The following is a 21,483-nucleotide window of genomic DNA, read 5'->3' as shown; positions in this document are numbered from 1 at the left end:
TATAATTAACGCGCATATTGTACGGTTATGATATCACGGCTTAGAGGGAATTGAGTAAGGTATGCTTGTGCAACGACTTTTTCAACAAATCACTCGTACCAAAGTTTTCTGCTCATCAATGGTTTCAAACTTAATGTCAACGGGCAAAAACTGCTCAATCAGCCATGCTTGAGTTTCCGTGTGTTGGCTGATAACTCGTGCCGTAAATTCGCCACCACCAGATACCGCCAGTGGCAATAGCAACTGGTCTGTTAAGTACTTATCGACTAGCGCATCAGTTTTAAAGAGATAACGTTTAATCAAGCCTGCTAAGCGATTGCCCATTTTCTCAGCTGACATGCGTTTTTCACCCAGTAGTGTAAATATTTCGTGATGCAGATGATCGCCACATTCATGAGTAACATGTGCATAGCAAGTATTACCTTCACCGATACCGTCCAGTTTATTGGCTTTGGTAGTAATAAGTGAGTCATCCACTCCGCTTTCAAGCAGTACGGCTTTAGCGCTGGCAAGTTCACGTTTGCCAATGTCATATTCTAAATTTAGGACACTGGCTACTAATGCGATATTTGTCAGCGCTCCACGTTCAGTTAGCATTAACGGCTTGGAGTCAGCACGGCGCATAAACGGTATAATGGTTGCTTTAATCACGCCGCCACCGATAGGCGCAAAGCCTGCTTGCACACATTCAATATCTACTTGCATGCCCAATTTAGCCAATGTAGGAACGAATGCGTGCTGCAAAAAGTCGGTTGTTGGTGCTAATGGATTATGCGTACCGCCCTTTATGCTCACTGTTGAGTGGGTATTTTGATCTGTATTAGAAAACAGTAGAGCAGGGAGTAGTGTTTGTAGCACGAGACTGGTACTGCCAGCTGAACCAATATCAAAATGACAATCACCTGATTTGATGGCATTCGGCGCAAAGCGAAACGATGAGCTGCCCAACGCTGCGGCTGATACGCTAGCGTTCGATATTTGCTGCGAGGCTTGTACGCACATTAGGTGTTGACGCATTAGCCCAGATTTGGCTCGCCCAGCGCGGATATTAAACATTTCAATGGGTATGCCTGTCAGCATCGATAATGAGAGAGCGGTACGAATGATTTGTCCGCCACCTTCGCCAGTGCTGCCATCTATTTTTAGGATTGCGCTCTTGGTGCTTGCAGTATGGGCGTTGGCATTATTGGCGCTTTGGTTGGACGTAAAGCTCATTGGTACACTCTCAAATTTTAATTTTTTGTAAGGCGGTATGTGATTATTTTATCGTGTGTGCTTAAGTGGCTATCAATTACTATCAAATAAAAGAGCCTAAAAAATACGGTATGACGCATATTTTTTAGGCCCTGTTCATCTATCTATCAATCAAAGTTTAGCTTTAGGTATCAACGATTAGCTGTTGAATTTTTTCGCTAATAACTCTTTGATAAATGTCACGACGGCTGCGCTGTGTTCAGAGTTTTTGATTTCATCTAATAGCTCAGCTTTTGACATGCTTTGATATCTCTGTATGTCTTCGCTGCTGATGTTTTTTGCGCTGTCGATCAAGCCTGATAGGCCATTCTCATCATTATCACTGCCTGTTACAGCGCCTAACATATCGTTCATATTTAACATCGGTATTTCCTCATATAAAAGTAATTATCAAATGCTTCAATGTGAAAGTGCTTATAAATCTGTGCTGTGGTCACATACCACGCACATCTTAGTCTACCGTATCTATATTCGTTTAGGGGTATTAAAGTCGCTCATGCAAATGATTTGCGCCAAATTTTTTGTATATCGCTACGTATAAGTAGGGCTTCTGCGAGTTTCATTTTGGTTCTCTCTTATTATAATCAGGATTCAATATCGCCCCAAAAATCAATATGATTTGGTGCATCGATTATTGGAAACTTATCTGACAATTCAAAACGAAATTCATGAGCAAAATAGTGTGCTAAATCGTATCCATAGTAAATGATGTCTGTCTGATAAATAGAAAAGACAGGGTTACCAGTTTTATACGGTTCACTAGGAATGTATCGGTGCGAGTAAATCGGTATCATTTTAGGATAAGTCTCATAATAAATTTCAGCGACCATAATATTTTTATTAAGATCATTAGACTTTTCACCCCATTCTTCCATCCAGAATGCATTATGCTCTATATCAAACACTATGCCACTAAATGGCCAATCTATTCTTTTACGAATATCCATGGTCTCACTTTTTGACTGTAAACTTAATCGCCAGTTAACAAAACCATTAGATATGGGTAGCTCTTTTTGTAAAAAATATTGTAAATCAGGTGGAAACCTTAAATTGAATTTATTTTCAATTTGTTGAACTTCTTCATCAGATAGCCCATGTTCAAATTTGACTTTTTTTGCTTTGAGTTTTCGTATGATTTCTATAGTTTGAGCATGTTTCATAAGTTTGTTCACCTTTGCAAAAATTACTAAAACCATTCATGACCGATAACTTTCCAGATTTCATCACCGTAACCATCGAGGTTTTTAGGTATATTGGGATTACCTAAGTAGTCCATATTCTGCTCACGCATAAACTCTAAAATACTTGATTTCAAAGCTTTGCAAAAAGCCAGTCTATCGAAGCAAAATTTTTCCATATTATTAATCACAGGTATTCCTAAAATTAACCAGTCCATTGGTGGGTTTGGTGAGACTTTAAAGTTAACCTCGCGACTGTAGTCATCGATTACGAAGTAGTACACATTTTTCAAAGGCTCTTGTTGTAATACAAAACCAATCTCAACTAAGTTTAGAATATTTTTGAAAATATCTAAAAACTCACACTTAAGTATAGCTGTTTGATTGATTTTAAATTCAACGTAGTAAAAGCCTTGAGAATAGCCAATTCCAAAAACTATTTTGTCTAAATTCATGCTTTACTCCTCAACAAACTAGCCTTTAACACACACCACCTGACGCAAGGTATGTACCACTTCTACCAAATCACTTTGCGCTTGCATCACGTCATCAATATTTTTATAAGCCGCTGGAATCTCATCAATTACATCTGCGTCCTTTCGGCATTCTACGCCCTCGGTCTGCGCAATTTGATCAGCGACCGTAAATACCTTTTTCGCCTCAGTACGTGACATGATACGACCTGCACCATGCGAGCAAGAGCAAAATGATTCTTCGTTTCCTTTACCGCGCACGATGAATGATTTGGCACCCATTGATCCCGGAATGATTCCGTATTCACCAACGCGAGCACGGACAGCGCCTTTACGGGTCACAAATACTTCTTCGCCATAATGTTGCTCTTTTTCTACATAGTTGTGATGACAGTTCACTGCTTTTACGGCTGCATCAAACGGCTTAGGTATGATTTGGCGTAGCGCTTTGATAGCTTTTTCCATCATGATTTCACGGTTTTTAAAGGCAAAACGCTGTGCCCAACCCACCGCAAACCAATAGTCATCGAAGTGCTCTGTACCCTCGGCAAAGTAAGCCAAATCTTTATCAGGCAAGTTGATAAACCACTTGCGCATGTCCTCACGTGCCAGCTCAATAAAGTAGCGACCGATGGCATTACCCACACCGCGTGAGCCTGAGTGCAGCATGATCCAAACTTGATTGGTTTCATCAAGGCACACCTCGACGAAATGGTTCCCCGTACCCAGCGTACCCAAATGATTTAGGTTATTGGTGTTTTTAAGCTTAGGGTGCTTTTGGGTTATATAGTTAAAGTCATCAACCAGCGTTCCCCAACCATTCATGACAGTGTCGTCAGGATTTGCCCATGCGCCAACATCACGGCGTGACCCGCGACCACGCGTTTTACTACGACCATGTGGAATGGCTTTTTCTAGTTGGGTACGCAAACCAAGCAAGCTATCTGGCAAGTCGTTCGCAGTTAGGGTGGTTTGTACTGCCATCATTCCGCAACCGATATCGACGCCAACGGCAGCCGGAATAATCGCTTCTTTGGTTGGCAATACCGTACCGATAGTCGCGCCAATACCGACATGCACATCGGGCATCACCGCAAGCCATTTATAAACAAACGGCATTTTTGAGGCTTTGATCAATTGGTCGTGCGCTTTTGGGTCAACAGGCACGCCCTTGGTCCAAAGTCTGATAGGCGTTCCACCGTCTTGAATAATATTATGAGTGGTTGGTTGCATGGTGTGTTCCTTAGCGTTGCAAAGTTTGTTTGTTATGAAAGATGATGCTTACTTTATATAATGCTAAGGGCGTGCCAAGTTTCTGTGATATTTAAAATTTGTTTATAAGTATTTGATAGTAAACGTTTTAATTTTTATGTGTTTTTAAAATAGAAAAATTTACTTAACTATAGGTTAAAAATATATAGAAATATATCTAACTAGATAGAAAATAATATAACATTAACTAATGATAATCAGTGATAAGTAATATTATGAATAGTGATTCGAGCAACAAAACAGCCGTCATCGGCTTCCTCGGCACTACTTTAGACAATGGCTTTAATGATAAGCGTTGGCAACGTTGGCGCCCAACAGTCAGTCTAGGTCTGCATGACGAGCTACTGGTCGATGAGCTGCATATCTTATATAGCAAGCGCGATAAGCGCCTGTTTAAAATAATTGTCGATGACGTGGCACAAGTTAGTCCGAACACTACCGTTATTGGTCATCATGTGGCGTTGACCAGTCCGTGGGATTTTGCCGATGTTTATGCTGAGCTGTATGACTTTGCCGTAGGTTTTGATTTTCAGGATAGTACCGATTACTTACTGCACCTGACCACGGGTACGCACGTGGCGCAGATTTGCTGGTTTTTATTGGTAGAGGCAGGATTTATTCCAGCTGATTTGATTCAGACTTCTCCTTGCCCAAGACCTGACCAAGCTGATCCGCAAGGTCGCTATCAAGTGATTGACTTAGATGTCTCGCGCTATGATGGATTACGTGAACGTTTTGAGGCAGAAAAACAGCAACATTGGCAAACCTTGCAAGCTAATCTAGTCACCCAAAATGCCGCTTATCAAAAGCTCATCTCCGATATTGAAAAGGTCGCCACCCGCTCAACCGCACCCATATTATTGATGGGCGCAACAGGGGCGGGCAAGTCGCAACTGGCAGGCCAAATTTACGCGCTTAAAAAAGCCAAAGCCAGCAGCACACAAGGCAAAAACACGCTTGATGCGTTCGTCGAGGTAAACTGCGCCACGCTGCGTGGTGACACCGCCATGAGTGTGTTATTCGGTCATGTCAAAGGGGCATTTACGGGCGCTGCGACGAGTCGTGATGGGCTGCTAAAATCAGCCGATGGTGGATTGTTATTCTTAGATGAAATCGGTGAGTTAGGTCTTGATGAGCAAGCGATGCTATTGACCGCACTGGAGGAGCAGCGCTTTTATCCGCTCGGTAGTGATACACCGATTAGCGTGTCGTTTCAGCTAATGGCAGGCACCAATAAAGATTTGCGGCAAGCGGTTGCGAATGGCGAGTTTCGAGCGGATTTATTTGCGCGTCTCAATACATGGACGTTTTTTTTGCCATCGTTGAAAGACCGTCTGGAAGACTTACCTGCCAATATAGATTACGAGCTAGCGCGCCTCGGTAGCGAGCAGCAGCAGCAATATAGATTTACCCCAGAAGCAAGGCAGCTGTATGAATCTTTTGCGATGAGTGCGGATGCGACATGGCAAGGGAACTTTCGTGATTTGACGGCCAGTATGATTCGCCTGACCACGCTGGCTGAAAGTAAGGTCATTCGGAGTGATGACGTACAAGCGGAGATTGAACGCTTAGCGCATCTTTGGGAATTGCCTGACAGTTTGAATTACTCTAATAGCTTAAGTAGCGGTAATATCAGGGCTGAAAATAGCCTAAGCAATAATAGCCCCGATGCTACTTTAGATAGCGAAACCATCGAGCAGGGTAGCCATAATATTTTAAGAAAATATCTCGATGAAGACATGTTGAAAACTATTGATCCGTTTGATGCGGTGCAACTGGCGTATGTGATTGAGATTTGTATTAACCATAAAAACCAAGCAGCAGCAGGCCGCTATCTGTATGCCAACTCACGCGATAAGCTAAAAAGCCCGAACGATAGTGATAGGTTGCGTAAGTATCTAATGAAATTTGGGCTGAGGTTTGATGGGTTAAAATGAAGCATGTTTCATAAGATAAAACCCATCAACTAAGTCAAGATACTTATACTATAGTTTTATGGTTTATTCTCTTTTAAACGCCCGAACCAATCCGCTCAGCCAACACCTGTAACTTTGGCACTATCATCGCAGCATACTCATCCGCTTCCCAATTAGCGTTTGGTACACTGGCATTGAGCGAATACGCGTATTGTCCTGTTGCGACATCATATACACCAACCGCGACTGCCAATATGTCAGTAGAAAACTCCCCATCAGAGACGGTATAGCCATACTTTTCATAATGCTCTGCCGCGCTGGCTAGAGCGCTTTGTGCATGGTTGAATTCCTCAACAGATAAATTCTCTTGTAAATTACTTTGAATCACAGCCTGTCTCGCTTGTGAGCTTGCCGCATAGAAGGCACGCCCGATAGCAGTGCGTGCGACAGGTACCGCTGAGCCAACTTGTAAATTGACCGATAGACGAGCAGGACTACGGCAGCAGGCGTGATAGCGCATCTCTCCTTCGACTTCGGTAGCCAAATTCACTGATACTTCATTTTCACTAGCGAACTGACGTAATAGTGGCTCAGCCGCTGCGACCATATCGTGGCGACTCCACGCGGTAGCACTTAGACGTACAGCACTACTGCCCAATTGATACTGTCCGTGCTCAGTGACACGTAAAAACCCAAGCGTGGTTAAGGTATGGATAAGGCGAGTAATGGTTGCCTTTGGCAGATCTGTCATCTGACACAGCTGCTGATGGGTGAGCCTATCATCATGTTCAAATGCTGCGAGTAGAGACAGCCCACGGCCCAGTGCCGTGACAAACTGTCGGTCGTTATCTTCCTTGTTTTGGCTCATTGTTCCATGCATTCGCTCGAGTAGCGGGGTGGCTGTTGATAAGGGTTTTGTCATTTTATACTCATCTTTTTTGGATAAAGGTTTACAGCGCGGCGAAAGTTTGCTTAAATGGTTTTAAATTATGAAACTAAGTTTCGCACAGCGGAATAACGAAGTCAATGACTTGTTAGACCAAATGATGTATCAATCACTATTCGTCAGTCAGGATGACTGACATCAAGGAGATCTACATGGCAACATCTACTAGCCCGCGCTTTGATTGGGAAGATCCTTTTTTACTACGTAACCAGCTCACTGAAGAAGAGCGCATGGTCACAGACAGCGCGCGTCAGTTTTTTCAAAAAGAGCTGATGCCGGGTATCGTTGAAGCCAATCGTAATGAAAATTTTGATCGTAATATCATGCGTCAAATGGGTGAAATGGGTCTGCTGGGTGTCACGATTGAAGGCTATGGTTGTGCAGGTTTATCGAGCGTTGCCTATGGTCTGATTGCCAAGGAAGTGGAAGCAGTAGACTCGGGTTATCGTTCAGCGATGAGCGTACAGTCAAGCCTAGTGATGCATCCTATTTGGGCATATGGTACAGAAGAGCAAAGAGAGCGTTATCTACCTAAGCTTGCTTCGGGTGAGTACGTAGGATGCTTCGGTCTGACTGAGCCTGATTCAGGGTCAGATCCTTCATCGATGTCGACTCGTGCACGTGCGGTTGAGGGTGGATATGAGTTGACTGGTAATAAGATGTGGATTACCAACAGTCCTATCGCTGACGTGTTTGTTGTGTGGGCAAAAGATGATGCTGGCGAGATTCGCGGTTTTGTTTTAGACAAAGGCATGAAAGGCTTGTCTGCACCGAAAATTGAAGGCAAGTTTTCATTACGTGCGTCAGTTACGGGTGAGATTGTCATGGACAAAGTATTCGTCCCTGAAGCCAATGCTTTCCCAGATATCCGTGGTCTAAAAGGGCCATTTGGCTGCTTGAATAAAGCCCGTTATGGTATCGCTTGGGGTTCAATGGGTGCGGCTGAATTCTGCTGGAAAGCCGCCCGTCAGTACACGCTCGATCGTAAGCAGTTTGGTCGTCCGCTAGCGGCAACGCAGTTGGTACAGTTGAAGCTTGCCAATATGCAGACAGAAATCACATTAGGCCTACAAGCGGCACTACGTGTGGGTCGTTTGATGGATGAAGACAATGCAGCACCTGAGATGATTTCACTCATTAAACGTAATAACTGCGGTAAGGCACTGGATATCGCGCGTGTTTCTCGTGATATGCATGGCGGTAATGGTATCTCTGATGAGTTCCATGTGATTCGTCACGTGATGAATTTGGAAGCCGTCAACACTTACGAGGGTACACATGATATTCATGCGCTTATCCTAGGCCGTGCACAGACAGGCATTCAAGCGTTCTTTTAAACTGATTTTAAGTTAAATGTTCAGATTTAGCACATGCCCTAACGTACGTTATTGTTTGGCTTTTTACGAAGCATATATAAGCAGTAGCGTACGTTTTTCAGTTGTTCTTCATGATTTAACTGATTAGAAATTACATCCTGAAGAACAATTTTATTATCAAAAATACGCGACACAATAAGGGATTATTATGACTGATATGGCTAACATGCCAGAGGGCGCATTACATGGTATCAAGGTGCTCGATTTATCGAGAGTACTGGCGGGTCCTTCTTGTACCCAAGTGCTCGCCGATCTGGGTGCTGAAGTCATCAAGGTTGAACGTCCACATATCGGTGATGAAACGCGTCATTGGGCACCGCCAACATTCAGCGATGACACCTCCGCTTACTACGCCACTATTAACCGCAATAAAAAGTCGCTCACAGTAAATATCACTACGCCGACAGGGCAAGACATCATTAAGCAACTGATTGCTGAGAGTGATATCTTGGTCGAAAACTTTAAAGTCGGTGGTCTGAAAAAATACGGCTTGGATTATGAAAGTCTAAAACAGGACAATCCGCGGCTGATTTATGCGTCATTGACAGGGTTTGGGCAGACAGGACCAGATGCCGCGCGGCCTGGCTACGATTATATTATCCAAGGATTATCAGGACTGATGAGCATCACAGGGCCGAGTGATGGCGAACCACATAAAGTGGGCGTGGCAGTGGTCGATTTGTTTGCAGGTTTGCAGCTGACGATAGGCATACAAGCGGCACTGCTGGCGCGCCAAAATACTGGACTTGGACAACATGTCGATGTGGCGTTGCTTGATAGTGCGCTCGCCATGCTAGCTAATGTCGGCATGAATCATTTGGCCTCAGATAAGATACCGCCAAGGTTGGGCAATCAGCATCCTAATATTGTGCCGTATCAAGTGTTTGCTGGCGAGGGCGAGCAGCACTTTATTTTAGCTTGCGGCAATGACAGTCAGTTTGCCAAACTTTGCACCGTGCTCGCAGTCGATTGGCATATAGATGAGCGTTTTACGACCAATCCAGCACGTGTGACCAATCGTGTACTGCTGTGTGATGAGCTGAGCAAGAAATTTTCTGAGCAACCACGCACTTATTGGTTAGAGGTTTTAGATCAAGCAGGGATTCCATGCGGTGCGATTCATAATGTGGCTGAAGCCTTGGCCATGCCGCAAGCGCAAGCCCGTGAGATGATTATTAATTTTATCGAGCAAGGTAGTCCGGTACGCGCACTTGGCAATCCTATTAAGTTGTCCGCATCACCGGTAACTTATCGTATGCCACCACCACAATTGAGCGAGCATACTGACAGTACGCTGGCAAATTTAGGCTATGACAGTGAGATGATTGCTAAGCTAAAAGCCGATGGGATTATTTAGCCCAATTAGAAAACTATAAGTATTAACTGAAAGCTAGAGTCAATACTAGAGCGTGCCCTCAATTCAATCGATAATCATCTAAATGGGTTAAAAATGGCTAAATCTTGCCAAACAGTGTCAAATAGCTCAGATAATATCTCGATATTATCTGAGCTATTTTCCTTGTTGGACGGCAATTTATCTCATTTTTATTATTATTTTTACAATGAGGACACGCCCCAGTATAAAAATATATCTCCTACACCTTAGAAACCATTGTGAGCATAATACGAATAATTAAGAGTTGCAAAGTGTCGCTTATCATTCCTATAATGAGTTTTATATATAGAACTTTAGTTCAGTATATTGAACAAATTTCTTTAGTCATACATGGTAAATGAAGAGTTGGCCATCTTTAGCTACTGTCCAACTCATTGTAAATATGAGTATGAGGTAATAATTTTAGAATTTGTTTGTCACTCATCTTTATTAATAACCTCTTTCAGTGCCACGGTTCAATGTTCAACAGCCCTTAAATTTAAAGACAAAATTTATTGCAAACAATGGAGTGTTAAATATGAAGATCTATAGCCATAAAAACCTAAGTCTGCATAGACCGTTACCTTATTTTTCTTATGGAAAGATGCATGAGCCGTTAGAAATACCAGAACGTATGGTCGAGTTTTTGAAAGCGCCAGCGGCTTTAAGCCTAGAAGTGACTACTGCCACCGATATCGGCATCGCACCAATATTGGCGGTTCATGACTTCGGTTATGTTGAGTTTCTCAAAAATGGCTATGATGAATGGATGGCAGTAGAGGAAAACTTGGGCGAGCAGGTGCAGACAGGAATTTTTATGCCGTATAACAATCCGGGTATTGGCATCATGGCAAAAGCGGCAAAGTATCAGGCAGATGACAGTGCGCCCATCAGCGAGCATTCTTGGACCTCTATCTATTGGTCGGCGCAAACGGCACTTAACGCAGCCGAAGCACTGCTAAATGATAAGGCAACAGACGCCGAGCGTGCCGAAAGCAAGATACAGCTTTGTTTTTCACGGCCACCTGGACATCATGCACGTAAGAGTGCAGCTGGAGGGTTCTGTTATCTTAATAACGCTGCCATCATCACCGAGCACCTACGCCAGAAATATGCAAAAATCGCCATTATCGACACTGATATGCATCATGGACAAGGTATTCAGGAAATATTCTACGATCGTAAAGACGTGCTTTATACTTCAGTACACGGCGATCCCGTTAACTTCTACCCAGCAGTGACAGGGCACGCATTTGAGAAAGGTGTCGGCGAGGGCGAGGGCTATAATATTAATTTCCCGATGCCACATGGCACCGATGAAACGGGCTTCTTTGAATATGTCGATAAGTCTATCGAGGCGATGACGCTATTTGACCCTGATATTATCGTACATGTATTGGGCTTTGATGTTTATGAGAACGACCCAGAAGCGAAATGTGCCGTGAGTACGGAAGGCTTTAAAATATTGGCACAAAAGATGAAAGCACTAAATAAGCCATTGATTGTCTTAGTCGAGGGTGGTTATTACATTCAAAAGCTCAATGACAATTTGCAAGCATTTTTATCAGGGCTTATCTCAGAAGACAACAGTAATAGCCAGCTGACATAATCAATCTAACTTAAAGCTCAGTAGCATCAGAGAGCAAGGAAATTGGTTGCAGGGTTCGTCGTAACAGACCCTGCATCTACTGCTTATGAATGAGTAATTAACCCCAAACGCTGTTCAATTTGCTCAGCCAATTCAATCAATACCGCACTTACTTCCTCGCGTCTAATCTCATACTCTCCCTGCAAAAAACTTACCGCCATACCAGCGATGGCAATGCCTGATGCATTACGAATGTAGGTGCCCAAGCAGTACATGCCGTCACGTAGTTGCCCATCGTCCAGTGAGATGCGACTCTCATGAATATCGTTAAGCTCATCAGCCAAATGCTCAAAGTTATCGACCCCATTTTGAGTGATTGGCGTAGGAAATACTCCTTCGTACAACGAATGAATACTGTCCATCGTCAAGGTAGATAGCATGGCTTTGCCCGTGGCAGAAAACACCGCAGGCACACGAACACCTGCACGGAAAGTAAAACCGAGCGGGGCAGGTGATTCATGACATGCTAAAAATACCACTTCTCCCAAATCCAGCTTTGATAAGGTAACCGTATGTTGGAGTAGCACAGGATACTGCACGATAAGGTCTTTGAATAACTGTATGACCCCTTGTTGCTGCTCATACTTACCAGCCCAGTACATGAGATATGAGCCCAGATGAAAGCGACTATCGGCATCTTTATAAATGACGTGTTTGCTTAATAGGCTTTGCAAAATATTGTGGGTAGAGCTGCGAGGCAGTTCAAGCTGCTTAGCAATATGAGCAGCAGTTAGTGGTTGAGGGCTGTCAGTAATTAAATCTAGAATCTGAAACGTTTTGTCCAAGGCTGGAACGGCAGTTGTGCTCATAAAGTGACCAAAAAAGTAAAGTGAGGAAGACGTAATTAGGATAATAGCAAAAATTTCAATTAAAAAAGGAATAAGGGTTGCAAAGTGTCTCGTATCATTCCTATAATGATGTCTCACATATGGAATTGTTGTACAGTATATTGAACAATAGGTAGTTTATCAATAACTGTTTTACTCCTCTATCAAGTGGTCATCTTATTAAAAGTTATAAATTGGCAATGAGCTTGCCGACAAGGAGCATTACTATGACAAAGCCCACAGCAAATATAAAATTATCCAATCCAGATCTACTCAAACAACAATGCTTAGTTAAAGATGGTTGGCATGGTGCTAGTGATCAAGAAACCCTCGACGTGAATAATCCATTTAATGGTGACATCATTGGCACAGTACCAAGCCTTACCACCCAAGACGTTAATGGCGCTGTTGCTTATTCTCATGAAGCGCAAATTGCGTGGGCAGCCAAGACTGCAAAAGAGCGTTCAGAGCTGTTGCAAAAATGGGCAGACCTCATCGATGCCAATAAAGAAGATCTCGCTATCATTATGACGGCTGAGCAAGGTAAGCCTTTGACTGAATCACGCGGCGAAATTGGCTATGCTAATAGCTTCATTCGCTGGTTTGCAGAAGAAGGTAAGCGTGTCTATGGCGACGTGATTCCTGCCAATAGCACGCAGTTACGTCACGTCGTGCTCAAACAGCCAGTCGGCGTTTGTGCCGCTATTACCCCTTGGAACTTTCCAGCAGCAATGATTACTCGTAAAGCCGCTCCTGCATTGGCAGCTGGCTGTACGATTATTATCAAACCTGCGACTGAAACGCCATTCTCTGCCTTGGCACTGGGTGCATTAGCAGAAGAAGCTGGTATTCCAGCAGGCGTTATACAGGTAGTGACTGGAAAATCTTCGGTAATTGGTGAAATCTTAACGGGTGATGCACGTATTCATAAGCTGTCATTTACAGGTTCTACAGAAGTGGGTCGTACGTTGATGGCTCAGTGTGCACCAACTATCAAAAAACTGTCGTTAGAGCTAGGTGGTAATGCGCCATTTATCGTCTTTGATGATGCGGATCTTGAAAAAGCAGCGACAGGTCTTATTGCGTCTAAATATCGTAATGCTGGTCAAACTTGTGTTTGTGCCAATCGTGTCTATGTCCAAGACAGCATCAAAGATGAGTTTTTAGACATCTTTGTCAAAAAAGTCGCTGCGCTAAACGTCGGTAACGGCATGGATGAAGGCGTCGACATTGGACCTCTCATTAATAAAAAAGCCCTAGATAAAGTACAAGCGCTACTTAAAGATGCATTAGATAAAGGTGCAAATCTTATCACTGGCGGTAGCACTAACGGTGCCTCAGAGCTGGCATACAATCCGACCGTTATTACGGATATCAGTAGTGATATGGATATCGCTTCTGAGGAAATTTTTGGCCCTATCGCTACTATCTTTACTTTCAAAGACGAAGCGGAAGTTATCCGTGCTGCTAACGATACTATCTATGGCTTGGCCGCTTACTTCTACAGTAGCGACTATGCACGTTCATGGCGTGTGACGGAAGGCTTGGAGTACGGCATCATCGGCCACAACACTGGTCTGATTTCTACCGAAGTGGCTCCATTTGGTGGCGTGAAGCAGTCAGGATTTGGCCGTGAAGGCTCAAAATACGGCATAGAAGATTACGTCGTAACCAAATATTGGTGTTCTGATATCAGCTAATTTCATGATGGCTGGCATGACAACCTCAATCGTAATAACACAGATAGCAATAAATTTAATATAACTTATGTCAAGATAAAAAAGGATATTCTGATGACCACGAACAATCAACAAAGCAACACCACTAACGAAGAGTTACTAGCACGCCGCAAAGCAGTATTGCCTACTGGGCTTGGTGTAGCGTTTCCTATTTTTGCCGCTAAAGCAAAAAACTCGGAAGTTTGGGATGTTGAAGGCAAACGTTATATTGACTTTGTTGGTGGTATCTCGGTATTGAATACCGGCCATAGCCATCCAAAAATCACCCAGCGTGTGCATGAGCAAATTGACAAATTTACGCATACCGCAGCGCAAATGATTAACTATGAAATCTATGTTGATCTAGCAGAGAAACTGTGTGAAAAAGCGCCTATTACTGGCCCGACAAAAGCATTTTTCTTAACCACAGGTGCTGAAGCAGTAGAGAACACCATCAAAATTGCCCGTGCAAAGACAGGTCGCCCTGGTGTGATTTCTTTTGTGGGTGGTTGGCATGGTCGCACGCTTATGTGTATGAGCCTGACCGGTAAAGTACTACCGTACAAAAAGAATTTTGGACCAATGCCTGGTCCTGTATTCCATGCATTGTTCCCGGCTGAAGAGTTAAATGTAACTGAAGCACAAGCACTGCATAGCCTTGACATGATTTTTCAAGCCGATATTGATCCAAGTGAAGTGGCCGCAATTATCATAGAGCCGATACAAGGAGAAGGTGGATTCCATCAAGTGACACCATCATTCGCCAAGTCATTACGCGATATCTGTGATGAGCACGGTATTGTCTTGATTTTTGATGAAGTACAGTGCGGATTTGCCAGAACAGGTACTTTGTTTGCTGGTGAGCAGTTAGGTGTAGAGCCTGATTTGATGACTACCGCTAAGAGTTTGGCTGGTGGTTATCCTATCTCGGCAGTGGTTGGTCGTGCTGATATTATGGATGCGCCACAGGTAGGTGGCTTGGGTGGTACGTATGCAGGTAGCCCTATTGCTGTTGCGGCAGCACTGGCTGTCATAGAAGTGATTGAAGAAGAAAACTTGCTTGAGCGTAGTGTCGTGATTGGCGATACCATTGCTGAATTTTTAAAAGGCTTAAATTTAAGCAGCATTGGCAACATTCGCTATAAAGGTGCCATGCTAGCATTTGATTTGGTTGATAGCGAAGGCAAGCCAGATACTGCCGCAACTGCCAACCTGAAACAGAAATCTTTTGAGCAAGGCCTGTTATTAGCGTCTTGTGGTATGTATGGCAATGCGATCCGCGTAATGGTGCCATTGACGGTTGAAGATGAAATCTTACAAGAAGGCCTTGATATAATTGGCGGCATATTAACTGCTTAATTTGAACAGCGATATTTTAAAGGCAGTGATTTAAAAGCAATGGTAAGCCTGTCCTGATAGTACTTAAGAGTACTTACTCTGAGTGATTGAATGAATAACGGCGCCTTGCATGACAAGACGCCGTTATTTTTTGAGCTGGCTTTTTATTGTGACCTATATACAGGGTCAATACAGGGAATGAATAAAGCGATTTAACCCCATTCATAGGTGTGCCCTATGAATAGGTAAGTACGGAAAATAACGATAATGGGCTATGCCCGAACACACTAAAGCCAGTTTAGTTTTGACGGATTAATCTGGGTGACACATAGACAAGGAGTAAGTTATGTCTGGACTAAAAAAATCGCTAGGGATGTTTGATATTATAGCCTTAGCATTTGGCGCTATGGTAGGTTGGGGTTGGGTAGTACTGGCTGGCGGCTGGATTTTATCTGCTGGTACGTGGGGCGCGATGTTAGCGTTCTTTCTAGGTGGTTTGGCCGTGATACTGATAGGTGTGACTTATGCTGAGCTTGCTTCATCAATGCCTATCACGGGCGGTGAGCATACTTATACCCACCGAGCGTTAGGGGTAAATGTCTCATTTATCTGCTCATGGAGTATTCTATTTGGTTATTTCTCAGTCGTCGCATTTGAGGCAGTCGCATTGCCGACGGTCGTTGAGTATTTTATTCCCAATTATAACCAAGGTTATCTCTGGACGATCGCAGGCTGGGATGTCTATGCCACTTGGGTTGGTGTGGGGATGCTGGGTTCAGTGATTGTGACATGGCTGAATATACGAGGCATGGAAGTCAGTGCATGGTTCCAAAAAACAGCAGTTGTAGGGATCTTGTTTGTCGGTATATTACTATTCATTGGTGCAGCATTATATAATCCTGCGACATCGACTGCGATACAAGCTCCAGCGTTTATCGGTGGTGCTGCAGGCGTGATGGCAGTTATCGTGATGGTTCCCTTTATGTTCGTCGGCTTTGATGTGATTCCACAGGCAGCTGAAGAGATTGATTTAACCCGTCCTAATATCGGCAAATTTCTAATCGTATCAATAACGATTGCAGTACTTTGGTACATCGCAGTGGCATGGAGTGTCGGTACCACATTGCCATTGATTCAAGCAGAAAACTCTACCTTGGCGACCGCCGATGCAATGACCAATGCGTGGCATGGTAAATGGGCAGGTATTCTACTGGTTATCGGTGGCGTATTAGGTATTTTATCAAGCTGGAATGCGTTCTTGATTGGTGGTAGTCGTCTACTGTATGCAATGTCAAAAGCGCATATGTTGCCAGCATTCTTAAGCAAATTACATCCAAAATATAATACACCTGTTAATGCGATTTTATTGATTGGTGGTTTAGCCACGCTCGCGCCATTATTTGGTCGCAAAATGTTGGTGTGGATTGTTGATGCTGGTGGCTTTGGTATCGTCATTGCTTATACTTGTGTCGCTATCTCTTTCTTAGTACTGCGCTACCGTGAGCCTGATATGGTACGTCCATTCAAGATACCTGCAGGTAAACTGGTGGGTATGATCACGATCGCACTAAGCTTTGGCTTATTGGCACTATACATGCCAGGTATGCCGTCTGCGCTTACCGCTATCGAGTGGTGGATTTTCTTTGGTTGGACGGTGTTGGGTGTGGCGCTATATGGTTATGCAACCATTAAGTACCCTGGCAAAAGTGAAGCCATCATGGCCGAAGAATTACGTGAATTAAAAATCGTGAATCAGCTATGGTTGAAAGATAACCCACCTAAAAAGTAAGTCTATTTAAAATATCCAATAAAAAAGCCTAACATCAATGTTAGGCTTTTTTATTGTCTTTGTCCCGTCCTAGAATGAGTTGATATATTTAGGACAGTAGGAATTAGCTTGAATTCATTTTCTATCTTTTATTGATTAGATAGTAGTCCCAGTTATTTTTTTGTAAATAATCAGCCAGCATAATATTCGTATATTGACATTTAATAATAAATAGTTAAAATATATAACTTTTGTTTGCTATTATCATTATTGTGGAAGTTGACTGTATGATCAGAAGTGGGGATAAACTAAAATGTACCTGTGGCAACGATTTTTTTGTGGAAGGTTCGGTTTACACTGTCGGTAATATTATAAGCAATAAGTTTTTTCAAATAAATATTGGTACAAACGACGAGTATTGGTATGCAACAAAAGATAGTGAAGGGATATACGTTCGCTTCAATGAAGGAAACCATCTAGTTAATGATGCTTTTTTCGCTTTAGAAAAATGTCAGTACTAGCTTTTTACTGAGAAAGCTGTGAGATTCAAGTGTCAGACGATTGATTGAAGTATTGCTACTGGCTGACACCATGACCAATGAGCAGCAAGACATTTTTCTAGACTTTGGCATTGTACTCGACATCGCATCATCTAGCTATATAAAGACAATTTAGCATGAAAATAATGCATAAGAATTTTCCAACAAAAAAGGCCTAATATTCGATATTAGGTATTTTTTTGGCGTTCGATATCGCCAGCTAAAAACAAGAAAAACATGTATTGAAGATATTTTGCAGAGATGAATTTTCCTAGCTGATTTTGTACTCTATAAGCATTAGAAAACTCATCGCAGCATTACTGTGCTTTTTTTGGATTAAATAGATAATAGGATTAAGATTTATCGCGAATCAGCTTATAGTTTAAGAACTCGGTGATACCTAGTGTACCAAGCTCGCGACCGAAGCCTGAGCGCTTGACCCCGCCAAATGGGGTATTTGCTTCACTACCAGACGGTGAGTTGATCGTAACCATACCCACTTCGAGTTTGCTAGCGATGTCTGCTGCTAGGGCGGGATCTTGTGTCTGAATAGAAGCACCTAGACCAAAGGGTACATCGTTGGCAATCTTGATAGCGTGTTCGATGTCATTTGCTTTGTAAATCACAGCCACCGGACCAAACAACTCTTCACGGTACACATCCATTGATTCAGTCACATCTGTCAGAACAGCAGGCGCAAACCAAGCACCCGGCTTGTCTTTTACCATGCCGCCTTCTACTAAAACAGTAGCACCTGCTTGAATGGCACTATCTAGCTGCGCTTGTAGATTGACGGCAGCGGCTTTTGAGGACATGGGACCCATAAACGTCTGCTCGTCTAATGGGTCTGCCAATGTCATGGCACGTACGTTATCAGTGAAATCTTGAACGAATTGATCATACACGTCATCGACGATAATTAGGCGCTTAGCCGCATTACAGGCCTGTCCGACATTACCAAAACGACCTGAGATGGCTCCCTGTACAGCTTTTTTGATATCTGCATCAGCGGTCACGATAAAGGCATCAGAACCACCAAGTTCTAAGACAACCTTTTTGAGTGCGCCGCCAGCTTCTTTTGCGACGGCTTGACCTGCGCGCTCAGAACCTGTTAATGAAACACCTTGTACGCGGGTGTCATTGATAATGGTCGCTGATTGCTCATTGGTCGCAAAGATATTGTTATAAACCCCATCAGGAATGCCTGCGTCTTTCATGATATCGACGATAATTTCGGCTGTCTTAGGGCATTGCGGTGCATGCTTTAGAATAATAGTGTTACCCGCCATAGCGTTTGGCGCGACGAAGCGTGCTACTTGATAGTGTGGATAGTTCCAAGGCATGATGCCTAGTAGTGCGCCTACAGGGCGTTTTTCTACAGAAGCTGACCCTGTATCAACGTCGATGGTATTAGGGGCTAATAGCTGCTCAGCATTGTCTGCATAATAGCGATAGATATCAGCGACCAGACCAATCTCACCTTTTGCTTGAGCGACTGGTTTACCCATCTCATTGGCGACGATACGTGCTAGCTCTTCTTGACGGTCAAGATAGATATCAGCGACTTTATGGAGTAGCGCACTGCGTTCACTTAGCGGGACGTGACGCCAGCTTTGATAAGCTGTGTCTGCTTGCTCAATCACTTGTTGGATATCTTGTTCGGTTGCCGTAGGGTAGGTAGCTTCGAGTTCGCCTGTGGCTGGGTTGTTTACTTGATAATCGCTCATAAAAAGTCCTTTTGTTTACATTTTATTTTTGGTTATGTTTAAAAAGCCATGTATAAATTACATAAATCTCGTTATTGCGCGTTGGCGATAGGCTGCTGCTGAGTAATACAGTGGATATTGCCGCCGCCAAACACAATCTCTTTCGTTCGTACTCCAACTACCTGATGCTGAGGGAAGATTTTTTCAAGCTGCTCAATCGCCAAACTGTCATTAATATCATCATACTGAGGCACGATGACACCGCCGTTACAAATGAGAAAGTTAGCATAAGAGGCGATACAAATATCGTCCTTATTACGAGACTTAGTATCTTCAGACTGAGTAATGTCAACAGTGTCAGGCAGGGTCACGGAATGCTTGGTACAGCACAGCTTATGCACTTTTAATTGCCGGCCTTTGGCATCAGTCATCTCTGAAAACTGCTGGTAAGCCTTTTGAGTGGCTTCATAGAAGGGATGCTCAGTATCATCAGTAAATAAACAGACCACTTCGCCAGGTCGCGCAAAACAAGCGATGTCATCAATGTGCCCAGTGGTTTCATCGGGATCGATACCGTCATCAATCCACAGCACTTTTTCGACATTTAGATGCGATTTCAGCATGTCTTCGATTTGTACTTCACTTAGGTGAGGGTTGCGCCCAGGACTGAGCAAGCACATACGGGTGGTCAGAACTGTGCCTTCGCCATCGACATGAAACGCGCCGCCTTCTAGCACAAAGTCGTCAGTACGATAGCGCTCAATATCCAAATGTTCACACAGTCTCTCAGCGAGCTTGTCATCGTCATCCCAAGGCGTATAAAGGCCATCATAATCACCACCCCATGCATTAAACGTCCAATCGCACGCGCGCATATCGCCAGCATCGTTGATTAAGAATGTGGGAACGGTATCACGCGCCCACGCATCATTACTGGGCATCGATATCACATCGATATCATCAGGCAGTTGCGCACGGCAACTATCAAAATCATTAGCATTGACCAAAACGCCAACCTCACTGAACTGTCTGATGGCAGCAGCAACGTCTGCATAGGCAGCTTGTGCGGGGACGGCTTTCTGTCGCCAATTGTCTTCTCGATACGGCCATACCATCCAGACTTTTTGCATCGGTGCAAATTCTGCAGGCATATAAAAGCCATCTTGTTTGGGGGTCGAACCTGTCAGTAATCTGGACATAAAGTCACCTTATCGCACTCAAGCGGTTATAGAAATAGGGGAAGTAGGTTAGCCGTGCGTGAGCAATGTGCCATACATTGATGGACGACGGTCACGGAACACGCCCCATTGACGACGCTGTTCTGCCAGTGCATCCAGATCAAACGTGGCCATGATAAATTCGCTTTTATCGGTTGAGGCTTCTTGTATAATCTCGCCGCGCCCATCAGTGATAAACGAGCTACCATAAAACTGCATCGTGCTGTCAGTTCCATTTTGGCTGATGGTTTCTTCGCCAATACGGTTGGAGGCGATAACCGGCATGAGGTTAGCCGCAGAGTGTCCTTGCATACAGCGCTGCCAGTGGCCAGTTGAGTTGATATTTAGGGTTGGCTCATCACCAATGGCGGTTGGATATAGCAGTATCTCTGCACCCATCAATGCCATGCTACGTGCGCATTCAGGGAACCACTGATCCCAGCAAATACCCACACCGATTTTGCCGTACTTAGTGCTCCAAACTTTAAAGCCAGTGTCACCAGGTGTAAAGTAGAATTTCTCTGCGTAAGGGATACCATCTGGAATGTGTGTTTTACGGTAAGTGCCTAGTATCTCGCCGTCAGCATCGATGATGGTCACACTATTAAACATCGCATTGCCTGATTTTTCATAAAAGCTGATAGGCAGCACCACTTCAAGCGACTTTGCCAGTTCTTTGAAATGATTGATGGCTGTATTGTGCTCGACTTCGGTCGCCAAGTTGAAGTATTCAAAGTCATGTACTTGGCAAAAATAAGGGGTTTCGAATAACTCTTGTAGCAAGATGATATTGGCACCAGCTTTCGCAGCTTCAGTAACCAATGCGGTTGCTTTATCGATGTTGTCTTGTTTGTCCCAAGTGCAGGCTATTTGAGTGCTGGCAACAGTAACGGATCGCATGGTGTAGCTCCTTGATTATAATTTGTCTGTTG

General features: G+C 43.7%; 17 protein-coding genes. 7 read left to right on the top strand and 10 right to left on the bottom strand.

Translation table 11 applies throughout. The features are described from left to right. Positions 1 to 81: 81 nt before the first annotated feature. The 5 genes from rtcA to I6E86_RS09465 all read right to left on the bottom strand — a co-directional run bounded on the left by rtcA (position 82) and on the right by I6E86_RS09465 (position 4,138). Positions 82 to 1,215: an RNA 3'-terminal phosphate cyclase gene (rtcA, locus tag I6E86_RS09485; protein ID WP_197177259.1), complete on the bottom strand. Its 1,134-nt coding sequence runs from the start codon at positions 1,213 to 1,215 to the stop codon at positions 82 to 84. 177 nt (positions 1,216 to 1,392) lie between these two features. Continuing rightward, complete coding sequence (locus I6E86_RS09480; protein WP_197177258.1) at positions 1,393 to 1,617, bottom strand: hypothetical protein; 225 nt, start codon at positions 1,615 to 1,617, stop codon at positions 1,393 to 1,395. 221 nt (positions 1,618 to 1,838) lie between these two features. Continuing rightward, complete coding sequence (locus I6E86_RS09475; RefSeq protein WP_197177256.1) at positions 1,839 to 2,414, bottom strand: SMI1/KNR4 family protein; 576 nt, start codon at positions 2,412 to 2,414, stop codon at positions 1,839 to 1,841. A 26-nt stretch (positions 2,415 to 2,440) separates the two neighbouring features. Continuing rightward, on the bottom strand, positions 2,441 to 2,887 hold the full coding sequence (locus I6E86_RS09470) for a hypothetical protein (RefSeq protein ID WP_197177254.1): 447 nt from the start codon (positions 2,885 to 2,887) through the stop codon (positions 2,441 to 2,443). Between the two features lie 18 nt (positions 2,888 to 2,905). Then, the gene (locus I6E86_RS09465) at positions 2,906 to 4,138 is read right to left on the bottom strand and encodes an RtcB family protein (protein WP_197177252.1); all 1,233 of its coding nucleotides are present in this window, start codon (positions 4,136 to 4,138) and stop codon (positions 2,906 to 2,908) included. Positions 4,139 to 4,392: 254 nt separating this feature from the next. Here I6E86_RS09465 and rtcR point away from each other — a divergent pair, with 254 nt between their 5' ends. Then, the gene (gene rtcR, locus I6E86_RS09460; protein ID WP_197177251.1) at positions 4,393 to 6,114 is read left to right on the top strand and encodes an RNA repair transcriptional activator RtcR; all 1,722 of its coding nucleotides are present in this window, start codon (positions 4,393 to 4,395) and stop codon (positions 6,112 to 6,114) included. A gap of 73 nt (positions 6,115 to 6,187) precedes the next feature. Here the strand turns inward: rtcR and I6E86_RS09455 are convergent, their stop codons facing one another. Beyond that, on the bottom strand, positions 6,188 to 7,015 hold the full coding sequence (locus I6E86_RS09455) for an IclR family transcriptional regulator (RefSeq protein WP_197177249.1): 828 nt from the start codon (positions 7,013 to 7,015) through the stop codon (positions 6,188 to 6,190). A gap of 176 nt (positions 7,016 to 7,191) precedes the next feature. Between I6E86_RS09455 and I6E86_RS09450 the strand changes: the two genes are divergently transcribed. The 3 genes from I6E86_RS09450 to I6E86_RS09440 all read left to right on the top strand — a co-directional run bounded on the left by I6E86_RS09450 (position 7,192) and on the right by I6E86_RS09440 (position 11,399). Then, positions 7,192 to 8,376 (top strand): acyl-CoA dehydrogenase, encoded by a 1,185-nt coding sequence (locus tag I6E86_RS09450; protein WP_197177248.1) that lies wholly within the window; start codon positions 7,192 to 7,194, stop codon positions 8,374 to 8,376. A gap of 187 nt (positions 8,377 to 8,563) precedes the next feature. After that, positions 8,564 to 9,772 (top strand): CaiB/BaiF CoA transferase family protein, encoded by a 1,209-nt coding sequence (locus tag I6E86_RS09445; RefSeq protein ID WP_197177247.1) that lies wholly within the window; start codon positions 8,564 to 8,566, stop codon positions 9,770 to 9,772. A gap of 556 nt (positions 9,773 to 10,328) precedes the next feature. After that, the gene (locus I6E86_RS09440; RefSeq protein WP_197177245.1) at positions 10,329 to 11,399 is read left to right on the top strand and encodes a histone deacetylase family protein; all 1,071 of its coding nucleotides are present in this window, start codon (positions 10,329 to 10,331) and stop codon (positions 11,397 to 11,399) included. A gap of 83 nt (positions 11,400 to 11,482) precedes the next feature. Here the strand turns inward: I6E86_RS09440 and I6E86_RS09435 are convergent, their stop codons facing one another. Continuing rightward, positions 11,483 to 12,247 carry an IclR family transcriptional regulator gene (locus I6E86_RS09435; RefSeq protein ID WP_197131164.1) on the bottom strand — a complete coding sequence of 255 codons (765 nt, stop codon included), beginning with the start codon at positions 12,245 to 12,247 and terminating at the stop codon, positions 11,483 to 11,485. A 218-nt stretch (positions 12,248 to 12,465) separates the two neighbouring features. Here I6E86_RS09435 and I6E86_RS09430 point away from each other — a divergent pair, with 218 nt between their 5' ends. The 3 genes from I6E86_RS09430 (at position 12,466) to I6E86_RS09420 (ending at position 17,110) form a co-directional block, all read left to right on the top strand. After that, positions 12,466 to 13,965: an NAD-dependent succinate-semialdehyde dehydrogenase gene (locus I6E86_RS09430; protein ID WP_227680618.1), complete on the top strand. Its 1,500-nt coding sequence runs from the start codon at positions 12,466 to 12,468 to the stop codon at positions 13,963 to 13,965. A 93-nt stretch (positions 13,966 to 14,058) separates the two neighbouring features. Continuing rightward, positions 14,059 to 15,342: a 4-aminobutyrate--2-oxoglutarate transaminase gene (gene gabT, locus I6E86_RS09425; RefSeq protein WP_197131161.1), complete on the top strand. Its 1,284-nt coding sequence runs from the start codon at positions 14,059 to 14,061 to the stop codon at positions 15,340 to 15,342. A gap of 325 nt (positions 15,343 to 15,667) precedes the next feature. After that, positions 15,668 to 17,110: an APC family permease gene (locus tag I6E86_RS09420; RefSeq protein ID WP_197177244.1), complete on the top strand. Its 1,443-nt coding sequence runs from the start codon at positions 15,668 to 15,670 to the stop codon at positions 17,108 to 17,110. 871 nt (positions 17,111 to 17,981) lie between these two features. Here I6E86_RS09420 and I6E86_RS09415 read toward each other — a convergent pair. From I6E86_RS09415 to aguB, 3 genes are all read right to left on the bottom strand, one after another. Next, positions 17,982 to 19,355 carry an NAD-dependent succinate-semialdehyde dehydrogenase gene (locus I6E86_RS09415; protein ID WP_197177242.1) on the bottom strand — a complete coding sequence of 458 codons (1,374 nt, stop codon included), beginning with the start codon at positions 19,353 to 19,355 and terminating at the stop codon, positions 17,982 to 17,984. Positions 19,356 to 19,426: 71 nt separating this feature from the next. Further along, the gene (gene aguA, locus I6E86_RS09410; protein ID WP_197177241.1) at positions 19,427 to 20,533 is read right to left on the bottom strand and encodes an agmatine deiminase; all 1,107 of its coding nucleotides are present in this window, start codon (positions 20,531 to 20,533) and stop codon (positions 19,427 to 19,429) included. 48 nt (positions 20,534 to 20,581) lie between these two features. Then, the gene (gene aguB, locus I6E86_RS09405; RefSeq protein ID WP_197177240.1) at positions 20,582 to 21,451 is read right to left on the bottom strand and encodes an N-carbamoylputrescine amidase; all 870 of its coding nucleotides are present in this window, start codon (positions 21,449 to 21,451) and stop codon (positions 20,582 to 20,584) included. Positions 21,452 to 21,483 lie beyond the last annotated feature (32 nt).

The organism is Psychrobacter sp. SWN149 (genome assembly GCF_015864565.1).
Taxonomy (GTDB): domain Bacteria; phylum Pseudomonadota; class Gammaproteobacteria; order Pseudomonadales; family Moraxellaceae; genus Psychrobacter.
The sequence above is the reverse complement of the archived record's forward strand: the minus strand, read 5'-3'. Positions and strand labels throughout refer to the sequence as shown.